A 9,616-nucleotide genomic window follows, 5' to 3' on the forward strand; every position below is an offset into this window, starting at 1 on the left:
TGAAAAAAATAAAGACGATCAGCCAATTTCCGCGATGATTTCTGCACTGGCATGGCGCAAGTGAGCGAGCAATTGTCCATCTGCTTGGAAAAATCCCAATTTTTGAAGGGACAAAGAAAGCTTGGCAGGCAGATCCGCCCAATGATTCTCCAGCCATTCATCAAGACCCACACTATGATATAACCAGATCGCTTCTGAAAATATTAAAAACCCGGCCATATCAAGCTGATTTCTCTCCTGCAATCTTTGTACCTTCCTCTTTACTAACCAATCATTTTCAGCCGCCAGCGCAAACTCGATCCCCTTATTTATTGACCGTAGATGAGTTCGATAGTCGGCCAATAGCATAAGTGCATCCTGTACATCCTGGTTACTCCGGTATGCCTCCAGAAAAAAGCCATCCATTCCGTCCGAACGTCCTTCTTTCTGTAACAGCTGATACAACTGTGCATCACTCAATGAATGCCCATGGAAAAAGGCACTCATTTGTAGCGCACCGATCCATCCTGCCCATGAAGCCAAATAAGCGGAGTACGGAAAGCCTTCCATTAAGGCAGCCTGCGCCTCTTCGTGGAACGATTCTACCTCTGCTTTTGCCTGTGCGAACATTTTCGCTTTCCCAGCCGGGGAATCCATATACGCGCATATGTCATTCATCCAGGAAATGAAACGATCCTCTGGGTCCAGAATAATCTTTGCTTCCTTTAGGTAACGCCATGCCCACAGATTCTCATATACTTCTTCATCCGTAGGAGCAGATTGAACCTGCAGCTGTATCATATGCCATTTAAACAGACGATTTTCACAGGAAGGATCATCTTCTCCCTCCACAAAGATGTGTAAATCGAGGTCGCTGTAGGTATCCGCTTCTCCCCTCCCGACAGATCCACCAGCATAGGCACATACCATGTTGGCTACAGGCCATTCATCAAGAAACTCGCGCGCCAACGATACAAAAAAGTCGGTTACGTCCTTCCTCTCCTCCATCGGCCCCCTCCTATCTCTTCAATAAATAGTAGGATTTTCGGTAGCTAGGTAATGATTATCCCCCAAAAGGTTTCCACATCGGAGAAAGCCTTCGTCTTTTTATGACAACAAAGAATTTTCAGACATATATAAGCAAACAAAAAGGCCACTAAAAGTGTGGCCTAAGCGGAAAGAACTTTTCTACCTCTTTGACGACGAGCAGCCAAAATTTTACGGCCATTTTTTGTGCTCATGCGCTTACGGAATCCATGATCCTTTTTGCGCTTGCGGTTGTTAGGATTGAAAGATGGTTTCATTACGTATACACCTCCGTCTTGCAAAGACATTCCTTTGCATTATAAGAACATATGCCTAAAAAGTCAAGCAACAGTGGAATTTCATTACCAAGGCAAATATCCCCATAAAACTATTTCCCGGGTCTGTGGATATCGTTTTATCCACAAAAACAGATTTCGACAAGTTTATCTACAGCTTGTACACAAAATATAGGGATGTGAATATGTGGCAAGCACCAGAAGTTGTGTTTGTGGATAAGTATGAAAAAACCATTGATACCACGCTTTATATCTGTTATCATGTTTTTGTTTTGAAGCGTGAATAACTCCGATGCGTGAATCGGTTTTTCCACAGGGTGTGGATAAGTTTGTGGACAGATTCTTTCCTATGTGTATGTCGTTACTCACAGGATTGAGGATAACCGTCTGCTTTTTTTCACTTCTACGAGCGGAATCCCTATATTTCGACTTTTTTTATCCACAGTCGCTCTAAACGGCTGTGTTGACAATTAGGTCACAACAAAGTAGGTTTTTGCACTTTTTCTCGATCATAATGGATCGGTCTTCATCAATTTTTCGGATGGCCCAGAGGGAGGGATTCTGGTTGGATGCAGCGATTAGCGAACTATGGCGCAAAGTACTCGCCAAGATAGAAAAATCGCTAAGCAAACCCAGTTTTGATACCTGGCTGAAGGCGACAAAGGCAACTACATTAGAAGAGGATGCACTGATCGTCGTCGCACCAAACGACTTTGCTCGTGATTGGCTAGAAACCAGGTACGCACAACTGATTACCGATACACTATATGAAGTGACGGGTATCAATATGAAAGTTAAGTTCGTCGCGATGCAAAATCCTGATGCGGCTTTTGCTGACGAACAACCTGCCCCACGGGTGAAAATGAGTGAACCGCCAACAGTAGCGGATGACCAGCCACCCAGCATCTTAAATCCCAAATACACCTTTGACACGTTCGTCATCGGCTCAGGGAATCGATTCGCTCACGCCGCATCGCTTGCGGTTGCTGAAGCTCCTGCAAAAGCTTACAATCCCCTCTTCATTTACGGAGGAGTCGGACTTGGCAAAACCCACTTAATGCATGCAATTGGCCATTATGTCATTCAGCACAACCCATCGGCGAAAGTGGTCTATTTGTCGTCTGAGAAATTCACCAATGAATTCATCAACTCTATTCGTGACAACAAAGCCGTCGAATTCCGCAATAAATACCGGAGTGTTGACGTTCTTTTAATTGATGACATTCAGTTTTTGGCAGGCAAAGAATCGACACAAGAAGAGTTTTTCCATACGTTCAATGCCTTGCATGAAGAAAGCAAACAAATCATCATCTCCTCCGATCGGCCTCCTAAGGAGATCCCGACACTGGAGGATCGCCTCCGCTCACGCTTCGAATGGGGACTGATTACTGATATTCAGCCGCCAGACCTCGAAACGCGGATTGCGATTTTGCGCAAAAAGGCGAAAGCAGAAAATCTTGATATCCCTAATGAGGTAATGGCGTACATCGCCAACCAGATCGACAGTAACATCCGCGAGTTGGAAGGCGCATTGATTCGTGTTGTTGCCTACTCCTCCTTGATTAATCGCGATATCGACACGCAGCTGGCAGCGGAAGCACTGAAAGACATTATCCCTTCCTCTCGCCCACGCGTGATTACCATTATGGACATCCAACGAACGGTCGGAGAAGCGTTCAGCCTGAAACTTGAAGATTTCAAGGCGAAAAAACGGACAAAAACCGTCGCTTTCCCCCGTCAGATTGCGATGTATCTCTCCAGAGAGCTGACGGATGCCTCTTTGCCGAAAATCGGTGATGAATTTGGTGGTCGTGACCATACGACAGTCATTCATGCCCATGAGAAAATCTCTCGTGCGCTGGCAAATGACCCTCATATGCAAACAACCATTCAGTCGCTCATTGAAAAGTTAAAAGCAAACCATTGAACCTGTGCATAACGCAAAAAGCCTATACACAACTTACCCACATGTGTATAGGCTCTCTTTTACGTGTTGAGTCCACATATCCACAAATCCACAGGCCCTATTACTACTTCTGTTAAAAAGATCTATCCTAATAAGTTATGATAAAGGCGCAGCCATTATGCAGATTCCAACCAAAAATAATGGCGCCGGAGAGGGAGGCTCACGTCGATGCATATTACCGTTCAGCGTGAAAAGCTGTCGAACGCCGTATCGCATGTTAGCAAAGCAGTTTCTAGCAGAACTACGATTCCAATTTTGACCGGGATTAAAATCAAAACGGATGACGAAGGCTTGACACTAACAGCAAGCGATTCTGATGTGTCTATTGAAGTTCAGATCCCGATGGAAGAAGCCGGAGAATGGGGAGTAACGGTACATCAACCTGGTAGCATTGTGTTGACTGCACGTATTTTCAGCGAAATCGTGCGCAAGCTGCCAAGCAATGAAATCGATATTCAAGTGGATGATCGTCTCGCAACCAGAATTCGTTCCGGACAAGCTGAATTCACCATTAACGGAATGGATGCCAACGAATATCCACAATTGCCGCATCTGGAAGAAGATAAAGTCTTCAGTGTTCCCTGTGATTTACTAAAGGCAATGATTCGCCAGACGGTTTTTGGTGTTTCCACTTCCGAAATGCGCCCGATCTTGACCGGTTTAATGTGGTCGCTTGATCAAGGCAAGTTGCGTTTTGTGGCAACCGACAGCCATCGCTTGGCTAGCCGTACCGCAATGGTTGAATGCCCAGAAGATCTTTCTTTCCACAACGTAGTAGTTCCAGGTAAAAGCTGCAATGAATTGGTAAAAATATTAGATGACGACCAAAATCTCGCGGATATCGTTGTTGCGGACAACCAAATCCTTGTGAAGTCCAAGCATATCCTGTTCTATTCCCGTCTCTTGGAAGGAACCTATCCGGACACGACCAGAATTATTCCACAAGGCAGCAAAACGGAGATCACTGTGAGCACCAAGGAGTTTTTGCAATCTATCGAGCGCGCTTCCTTGCTGAGCCGCGAAGGCAAATCGAACGTAGTCAAGCTCGTTACGATGCCTGATGGAACCGTAGAAATTACGTCCAATGCACCTGAGATCGGGAAAGTAACCGACATTTTGATGCCAAAAGCAATGAATGGCGAAGAATTGAAAATTTCCTTCAACGCCAAATACATGATCGATGCGCTGCGTGCAATTGATAGCGCAGAAATCAAAGCGAGCTTCAGCGGCCCGATGAGTCCCTTTGTGATTCGTCCGACCGATCATGACTGGATGCTCCATCTGATTTTGCCGGTTCGTACGTACTAAAATGTTTTTACGTAAAAGAAAGGAGCCAAGCCATGCGTGAGGTTTCCATTAGCACAGACTATATTGCTCTCGGCCAATTTTTGAAGCTGGCTGAAATCATTGACACGGGGGGAATGGCCAAAGCTTTTTTGGCTGAGGTTCCGATCCAAATTAATGGAGAGCTGGACAACAGACGTGGACGCAAGCTATATCCTGGCGATGAAGTGGCGATTGAAGGCTATGGTCGCTATCAAGTGGTACGCCCCTGAGAGGAGAGCGTGATTCTTGTTTCTCAAGAACCTGTCGCTAACCAACTATCGCAACTACGAAACGATGTCCCTGTCGTTTGACGGTCCCATTCAGTTATTTATTGGCAACAACGCTCAAGGGAAAACGAATGCTCTCGAATCGATCTATGTTTTGGCACTCGCCAAATCCCACCGAACGCCTCGTGACAAGGAGCTCATTTCCTGGGATGCCGATTATGCCACGATCCGTAGCGATGTTCTTCGTCGCTACGGTTCTGTTCGTTTAGAGCTGCAGTTGACAACCAAGGGAAAGCGGGCCAAAATCAACGGAATGGAACAGCAGAAGCTGAGCGCCTATGTGGGGGCATTGAATGTCGTCATGTTTGCACCCGAGGATCTTTCCATTGTCAAAGGCGCACCTGCCCAGCGCAGACGCTTCATCGATATGGAAATCGGTCAGGTTTCACCTACGTATCTTTATTATTTGAGCAATTACAACAAAGTGCTGGCCCAGCGAAATCAGCTTTTAAAGGATTTGGCCATGAAAAAAAGTAACTCGCTGGAAATGCTGGCAATTTGGAATACCCAATTAGCCGATTTAGCGGTAAAATTGTTACGGAAGCGTTTTGAGTTCATTCGGAAGCTGGAGACGTGGGCACAGGAAATCCATACCGGCATCACCGATGGCAGGGAAAGACTTTCTTTGCATTACGTTAACTCATCGCCCGTTACAGAAGAGATGACGATAGATCAGGCTGTAGATAAAATGCTTGCTGCCTACGAAGAGGTTCGCGACCGGGAAATCATGCGGGGTAGCACCCTTATTGGGCCACACCGTGATGATTTTTCACTTAAAGTGAACAACATGGATGTGCAAACGTATGGTTCCCAGGGACAGCAACGCACCAGTGCGCTGTCCATTAAATTGGCCGAAATTGAGCTGATTAAAGAAGAAGTGGGAGAATACCCGGTTCTGTTGTTGGATGATGTCTTGTCTGAGTTGGATGAACATCGGCAAACATTGCTGCTCGAAACCATTCAGGATCGAGTACAGACGTTTGTAAGTACCACAGGTGTGGAAGGCTTAAAGCATCAGGTTCTCCAGCAAGCCTCTCGTTTTTACGTGAGGGAAGGGAAAATCTCCGGAGAAAGGTAGGGGGTACAGGGATGTTTATTCACATTGGTGGAGATACTGTGGTGAGCACGAAGGAAGTTATTTCCATCCTCGATCATCAGACTGTGAAATCCTCAAAAATCAATAAAGCGTTCTTACTCGAAAAAAGTAAGACAGTTGTTGACCATAGCGAGGAAGAAACGAAGTCTTATGTAATCACCCAGAATGCCATTTACTGTTCACCTATTTCTTCTCTGACGCTGAAGCGACGCGCTCAGTTCGTGGACAGCTTGGATCAGTTTCCCTTTGTACAAGCTGAAGTGGAGGAGTTGACAGAGTAGTGGATCAAGTGACGACGAAAGATACAAACTACGATGCGAGTCAGATTCAGGTACTGGAAGGGTTAGAGGCAGTTCGGAAACGTCCCGGCATGTACATCGGGTCGACCAGCAGCCGGGGTTTGCATCACCTGGTATGGGAGATTGTCGACAATGCCATTGACGAGGCGCTGGCCGGTTATTGCGACGAGATCTTGGTGGTCATTCATCCAGACAACTCCGTATCTGTAACCGATAACGGTCGAGGAATCCCGACTGGCATTCATGAAAAGACCGGGAAGTCCACTGTTGAAACCGTTTTGACTGTATTGCACGCCGGTGGTAAATTCGGCGGTGGCGGATACAAAGTGTCCGGCGGTCTTCACGGGGTAGGTAGCTCGGTAGTGAACGCGCTATCCGAATGGATGGAAGTCGAGGTTAAACAAAATAACCAGGTATACTACATGCGCTTTAAAGTAGGCGCACCGGATGCCGATCTTGCTGTTGTGGGCGAGACCGAAGAGACGGGAACAAAAGTTACCTTCAAGCCCGACCCGACTATTTTTACCGAAACAACGGTATTTGAATACGAGATTTTGCAAAAACGTATTCGCGAGCTGGCGTTCCTTAACAAAGGATTGCGCATCACACTGAAGGATACGCGTCCAGATCATGAGAAGGAAGAGTCCTTCCACTACGAGGGCGGTATCATCCAGTTCGTAGAATACTTGAATAAAAACCGGGAAGCCCTGCATGATGATGTGATTTATTGCGAAGGGGAAAAAGAAGGTCTTGTCGTGGAGGTTGCCCTTCAGTACAACGACAGCTATGTGAGCAACATCTACTCTTTTGCCAATAACATCAACACGCATGAGGGTGGTACTCACGAAACCGGATTTAAAACGGCTCTTACGCGTGTTATCAACGACTATAGCCGCAAGTTTAACTTCCTGAAGGAAAAGGATCCGAATCTTTCCGGGGACGATGTGCGTGAAGGCATTACCGCGATAATCTCCGTGAAAATTCAAGAGCCTCAGTTCGAAGGACAAACAAAAACGAAGCTGGGCAACTCGGAAGCGCGTAGCATTACCGAGTCTGTCTTCGGTGACCGTTTTAACACCTTCATGGAAGAAAACCCGGGTGTAGCCAAAAAAGTTGTGGAAAAAGCGCTCATGGCATCTCGTGCCCGTGAGGCAGCTCGTAAAGCACGTGAAATGACTCGTCGTAAGAGCGCGCTGGAAGTAAGTGCTTTGCCGGGTAAACTGGCGGACTGCTCTTCCAAGGACGCATCCGAATCTGAACTGTTCATAGTAGAGGGTGACTCTGCGGGCGGTTCTGCGAAGATGGGACGTGATCGTCATTTCCAAGCTATTCTTCCTCTTCGCGGGAAGGTATTGAACGTAGAAAAAGCACGTTTGGACAAAATTCTCGGCAACAACGAGATCCGTGCCATTATTACGGCTTTGGGAACGGGTGTTGGCGAAGATTTTGATATTACAAAGGCACGCTACCACAAAGTCGTTATTATGACGGACGCCGACGTCGACGGATCGCATATTCGTACGCTTCTGCTGACGTTCTTCTTCCGTTACATGAAACAGTTGATTGAAGCGGGGTATATTTATATTGCGCAGCCGCCTCTCTACAGCATCAAGCAAGGGAAGACGCTGCATTATGCTTATACTGACAGGCAGCGTGATGAGGTTCTCGCTACCTTGAAGTCTCAACCGAAGCCGAACGTCCAACGCTATAAAGGACTAGGTGAGATGAACGCGGATCAATTGTGGGAGACTACAATGGACCCAGAAGTCCGTACGTTGCTTCAGGTAGATCTTGAGGATGCTATGGATGCCGATATGGTGTTTGAGACGCTGATGGGTGACGAAGTAGAGCCTCGCAGGGAGTTTATTGAGCAATACGCGGCAAATGTACGCGATCTAGATATTTAAATTGGGAACGAAGAAAAGCTTGTCCTTTACCGGGCAAGCTTTTTCTTAATGAAAATATAAAAATACATTTGAAATATACGATGAACATGACTTATAATAGATTTTGCTTTTGTTAACCTCGTCTTTCACAAAAAAGTTCACCCACACAATAAAAAAAATCAAATTTTCTATTGCAATGAACTTAAAAGTGTGATAGATTAAAGTCCCGGAAGTAATTACGGGCCTATAGCTCAGTTGGTTAGAGCGCACGCCTGATAAGCGTGAGGTCGGCTGTTCGAGTCAGCCTAGGCCCACCACTTACATAGCTGACATGACAAGCGTGTCACGAAAGCGTTAGGATGGGGCTGTAGCTCAGTTGGGAGAGCGCCTGCCTTGCAAGCAGGAGGTCATCGGTTCGATCCCGTTCAGCTCCACCATTCTAAAACATCATTATTCCTCGGTAGCTCAGTTGGTAGAGCAATCGGCTGTTAACCGATCGGTCGGCGGTTCGAGTCCGTCCCGAGGAGCCATTCAAATGGCCCGTTGGTGAAGCGGTTTAACACAGCAGCCTTTCACGCTGTCATACAGGGGTTCGAATCCCCTACGGGTCACCTAGCAAAACGTCCTGCAATCGCAGGGGTCCTGGAGGCTTAGCTCAGCTGGGAGAGCATCTGCCTTACAAGCAGAGGGTCGGCGGTTCGATCCCGTCAGCCTCCACCACTTTTAACAACTGAATGTTTTACATGGAGCTGTGGTGAAGTTGGAGTTCACGCCGGTCTGTCACACCGGAGGTCGCGGGTTCGAGTCCCGTCAGCTCCGCCATTTTTCTCAAGCGATGGCGAAACAATTACGCTTGAGGCTCGGTAGCTCAGTCGGTAGAGCAGAGGACTGAAAATCCTCGTGTCGGCGGTTCGATTCCGTCCCGAGCCACCATTTGTACAAAACACGCCGGTATAGCTCAATTGGTAGAGCACCTGACTTGTAATCAGGGGGTTGTGGGTTCAAGTCCTATTGCCGGCACCACTTTTTCTTTGAAAGTTGAATAAGCTTTGCTTTTGAAGGACAAGCTTGGGGAGATAGTGAAGTGGCTAAACACGGCAGACTGTAAATCTGCTCCCTCCGGGTTCGGCGGTTCGAATCCGTCTCTCCCCACCATCTTTACTTCATGGCTATTGGGGTATAGCCAAGCGGTAAGGCAACGGACTTTGACTCCGTCATTCCTAGGTTCAAATCCTAGTACCCCAGCCATTTTTCGAGAGCCATTAGCTCAGTTGGTAGAGCATCTGACTTTTAATCAGAGGGTCGAAGGTTCGAGTCCTTCATGGCTCACCAGTTTTTAAAACAAGAGATAGATCTTCAGATGCGGTCGTGGCGGAATGGCAGACGCGCTGGCTTCAGGTGCCAGTGGTGGCAACACCGTGGAGGTTCAAGTCCTCTCGACCGCACCAATATACA

8 protein-coding genes and 12 tRNA genes are annotated in these 9,616 nt (G+C 47.0%); 18 read left to right on the plus strand and 2 right to left on the minus strand.

The genetic code is table 11. The annotated features are described in order from the left end of the window. Positions 1 to 18: 18 nt before the first annotated feature. Positions 19 to 987, minus strand: coding sequence for a nucleotidyltransferase domain-containing protein (locus ODZ53_RS09815; RefSeq protein ID WP_372676813.1), 969 nt, complete (start codon positions 985 to 987; stop codon positions 19 to 21). Between the two features lie 161 nt (positions 988 to 1,148). Continuing rightward, on the minus strand, positions 1,149 to 1,283 hold the full coding sequence (gene rpmH, locus ODZ53_RS09820; protein ID WP_007720125.1) for a 50S ribosomal protein L34: 135 nt from the start codon (positions 1,281 to 1,283) through the stop codon (positions 1,149 to 1,151). A 559-nt stretch (positions 1,284 to 1,842) separates the two neighbouring features. On the opposite strand from rpmH, the gene dnaA reads away from it, so the two are divergent. The 18 genes from dnaA (at position 1,843) to ODZ53_RS09910 (ending at position 9,609) form a co-directional block, all read left to right on the plus strand. Further along, on the plus strand, positions 1,843 to 3,228 hold the full coding sequence (gene dnaA, locus ODZ53_RS09825) for a chromosomal replication initiator protein DnaA (RefSeq protein WP_106784234.1): 1,386 nt from the start codon (positions 1,843 to 1,845) through the stop codon (positions 3,226 to 3,228). A gap of 207 nt (positions 3,229 to 3,435) precedes the next feature. Then, the gene (gene dnaN, locus ODZ53_RS09830) at positions 3,436 to 4,575 is read left to right on the plus strand and encodes a DNA polymerase III subunit beta (RefSeq protein ID WP_372676814.1); all 1,140 of its coding nucleotides are present in this window, start codon (positions 3,436 to 3,438) and stop codon (positions 4,573 to 4,575) included. 32 nt (positions 4,576 to 4,607) lie between these two features. After that, positions 4,608 to 4,823 carry a S4 domain-containing protein YaaA gene (gene yaaA / locus ODZ53_RS09835; RefSeq protein WP_012683786.1) on the plus strand — a complete coding sequence of 72 codons (216 nt, stop codon included), beginning with the start codon at positions 4,608 to 4,610 and terminating at the stop codon, positions 4,821 to 4,823. 16 nt (positions 4,824 to 4,839) lie between these two features. Beyond that, positions 4,840 to 5,958 (plus strand): DNA replication/repair protein RecF, encoded by a 1,119-nt coding sequence (recF, locus tag ODZ53_RS09840; RefSeq protein ID WP_012683787.1) that lies wholly within the window; start codon positions 4,840 to 4,842, stop codon positions 5,956 to 5,958. Positions 5,959 to 5,969: 11 nt separating this feature from the next. After that, positions 5,970 to 6,257 carry an extracellular matrix regulator RemB gene (remB, locus tag ODZ53_RS09845; RefSeq protein WP_007720118.1) on the plus strand — a complete coding sequence of 96 codons (288 nt, stop codon included), beginning with the start codon at positions 5,970 to 5,972 and terminating at the stop codon, positions 6,255 to 6,257. Further along, positions 6,257 to 8,182, plus strand: a complete 1,926-nt coding sequence (gene gyrB, locus ODZ53_RS09850) for a DNA topoisomerase (ATP-hydrolyzing) subunit B (protein WP_289675397.1) — start codon at positions 6,257 to 6,259, stop codon at positions 8,180 to 8,182. Before remB ends, gyrB begins: the two co-directional genes overlap by 1 nt. Positions 8,183 to 8,401: 219 nt before the next feature. Next, positions 8,402 to 8,478, plus strand: a tRNA-Ile gene (locus ODZ53_RS09855). Positions 8,479 to 8,522: 44 nt separating this feature from the next. Continuing rightward, positions 8,523 to 8,598 (plus strand) — tRNA-Ala (locus ODZ53_RS09860). 17 nt (positions 8,599 to 8,615) lie between these two features. Further along, positions 8,616 to 8,691, plus strand: a tRNA-Asn gene (locus ODZ53_RS09865). Positions 8,692 to 8,698: 7 nt separating this feature from the next. After that, positions 8,699 to 8,772 (plus strand) — tRNA-Glu (locus ODZ53_RS09870). Positions 8,773 to 8,805: 33 nt separating this feature from the next. After that, positions 8,806 to 8,881, plus strand: a tRNA-Val gene (locus ODZ53_RS09875). A gap of 25 nt (positions 8,882 to 8,906) precedes the next feature. Then, positions 8,907 to 8,983: transfer RNA gene (locus ODZ53_RS09880), tRNA-Asp, on the plus strand. Positions 8,984 to 9,018: 35 nt separating this feature from the next. Next, a tRNA-Phe gene (locus ODZ53_RS09885) sits at positions 9,019 to 9,094 on the plus strand. Between the two features lie 14 nt (positions 9,095 to 9,108). After that, a tRNA-Thr gene (locus tag ODZ53_RS09890) sits at positions 9,109 to 9,184 on the plus strand. 47 nt (positions 9,185 to 9,231) lie between these two features. Next, positions 9,232 to 9,316 (plus strand) — tRNA-Tyr (locus ODZ53_RS09895). Between the two features lie 18 nt (positions 9,317 to 9,334). After that, positions 9,335 to 9,409: transfer RNA gene (locus ODZ53_RS09900), tRNA-Gln, on the plus strand. A gap of 8 nt (positions 9,410 to 9,417) precedes the next feature. Beyond that, positions 9,418 to 9,493: transfer RNA gene (locus tag ODZ53_RS09905), tRNA-Lys, on the plus strand. Positions 9,494 to 9,523: 30 nt separating this feature from the next. Further along, positions 9,524 to 9,609: transfer RNA gene (locus tag ODZ53_RS09910), tRNA-Leu, on the plus strand. The last annotated feature ends 7 nt before the right edge of the window (positions 9,610 to 9,616 follow it).

It is taken from the genome of Brevibacillus sp. BD137 (assembly GCF_041644655.1).
In the GTDB taxonomy this organism is placed as follows: Bacteria; Bacillota; Bacilli; order Brevibacillales; family Brevibacillaceae; genus Brevibacillus; species Brevibacillus brevis_D.

Coding starts and splice junctions, on each gene's coding strand:
- yaaA (WP_012683786.1), top strand. CDS start 4,608: ATGCGTGAGGTTTCCATTAGCACAGACTATATTGCTCTCGGCCAATTT.
- rpmH (WP_007720125.1), bottom strand. CDS start 1,283: ATGAAACCATCTTTCAATCCTAACAACCGCAAGCGCAAAAAGGATCAT.
- dnaA (WP_106784234.1), top strand. CDS start 1,843: ATGGCCCAGAGGGAGGGATTCTGGTTGGATGCAGCGATTAGCGAACTA.
- remB (WP_007720118.1), top strand. CDS start 5,970: ATGTTTATTCACATTGGTGGAGATACTGTGGTGAGCACGAAGGAAGTT.
- dnaN (WP_372676814.1), top strand. CDS start 3,436: ATGCATATTACCGTTCAGCGTGAAAAGCTGTCGAACGCCGTATCGCAT.
- ODZ53_RS09815 (WP_372676813.1), bottom strand. CDS start 987: ATGGAGGAGAGGAAGGACGTAACCGACTTTTTTGTATCGTTGGCGCGC.